Annotated in this window: 1 protein-coding gene; it reads left to right on the top strand. The window is 56.9% G+C overall.

Annotation, left to right across the window (positions count from 1 at the left end):
- A partial coding sequence (locus OP495_RS18085; protein ID WP_280571160.1) for an O-antigen ligase family protein occupies nt 1-929 on the top strand: 929 nt, incomplete at its 5' end.
- Nucleotides 930-1,096 lie beyond the last annotated feature (167 nt).

The following is a 1,096-nucleotide window of genomic DNA, read 5'->3' as shown; positions in this document are numbered from 1 at the left end:
GTGTTCAGGAGTGGTTGGCTGGGCTCAACGGGCAGCGGGTAGGCTTTGGTATTCGTAATAAGCAGCATGGCTCAATGCTATTTGGGGCTTGTCTGGTGGGCTTGGCCGTCTTTGCCCGGCGCATCTTCATGCATTCGGGGCGAGGGCGTTTGCCGCTGACTTTTCTCTGGGGCGTGCTGACGCTCATTTCCGTGACAGGTGTTTTGATTGGGCAAACCCGCGCGGTATGGCTTGCTTTATGTGTCGCTACGGTCGTAGGTGTTGCTATATGGTTAGTATGGCTTGCCAAGGCGCACGGGGCGCGGCATGTGCTGCGCTCCGCGATCGTCACCGCTTGTGTGCTGGTGGTTGTCGGGTTGGGGGCCATGTATTCGTTCAAGGATACTTTAAGCGAGCGCCTTGACCGCGAAGCCCCTGTGATAGAGGAATTGCTGGACGGCGACCTTCAGGGGATGCCCTATAGCAGCATAGGTATTCGCATCCATACCTGGGTCGCGGCGGGTGAATGGATTGCCGAGCGTCCCTTGGTTGGCTGGGGCGGCGAAGGGCGTGGTTTGGTGATTGACCATACCGATTGGCTGCCGGATAGAATTAAAGCGAACTTCGGTCATTTGCATAACTTCTTCCTGGAAGTGTGGGTAGCCTATGGGCTACTGGGGCTAGGTGTTATCGCCGCATTGGCATTCTGGATCGCTCGTGGGACGTGGCTGGCCTGGCGTGCAGGCGTCATGCCGGGGGATATTGCATTATTTGGGGCGTCGTTCTTCGTGTATTGGATGATCGTCAATCAGTTCGAGTCCTATAACTCGTTTTGGACGGGTGTGTACGTGCATAACATCGTCGTCGGCGGGTTGGTGACGCATATCTGGCGCTGGCAATTGGATACTGGCCAGCGAGTTTTCTCCTGGCCGCGTCGGCGGGGCGTGTAATGCGTACGCTAGTCGTAGTGCGTTCCCTCAAGATGGGCGGCATGGAACGTGTCGCCGTCAACCTGGCGGATGCGTTTGCCGATGCCGGACATGAAAGTCACCTGGTGAGCTTTCGCCGGGTAGAGAAACCGTTGGATCCTTTGAATCCTGAGGTGAAGCAGCACCAT

Origin of the sequence: Chromohalobacter sp. 296-RDG (genome assembly GCF_029889885.1) — a bacterium.
In the GTDB taxonomy this organism is placed as follows: Bacteria; Pseudomonadota; Gammaproteobacteria; order Pseudomonadales; family Halomonadaceae; genus Chromohalobacter.
The sequence above is the reverse complement of the archived record's forward strand: the minus strand, read 5'-3'. Positions and strand labels throughout refer to the sequence as shown.